The sequence below is a fragment of the Maritimimonas sp. 2304DJ26-3 genome (genome assembly GCF_056591635.1).
Genome location: NZ_JBWQOK010000018.1, coordinates 1 through 226 on the forward strand (window position 1 = coordinate 1; position 226 = coordinate 226).

The 226-nt window shown below is 38.9% G+C and carries 1 protein-coding gene; it reads right to left on the reverse strand.

Features of this window, described 5'->3' with window-relative positions:
- On the reverse strand, positions 1–226 hold a 226-nt coding region (locus tag AC1EUV_RS13820; RefSeq protein ID WP_480199308.1), incomplete at both ends, for a hypothetical protein.

Below are 226 nucleotides of genomic sequence, written 5' to 3' on the forward strand. Positions count from 1 at the left end.
GTTGGTGCTACAGTAGAATAGAATTTTGCTTTGTAAACGGTGGTTGCTTGATCTAAACCTGCATCTAAAACAAATCCTATACCACCCCACCATTGGTTTCCATTAGTATATGATGCTTCATATACATTGGCACTGGTATTAATACCTCCAGAAGCTGGATTACCAACTAATGCCCCCGAGGTCTCAAACTCAGAAGCTGTAACTCCTGCTAAATTATTTTCAAAAT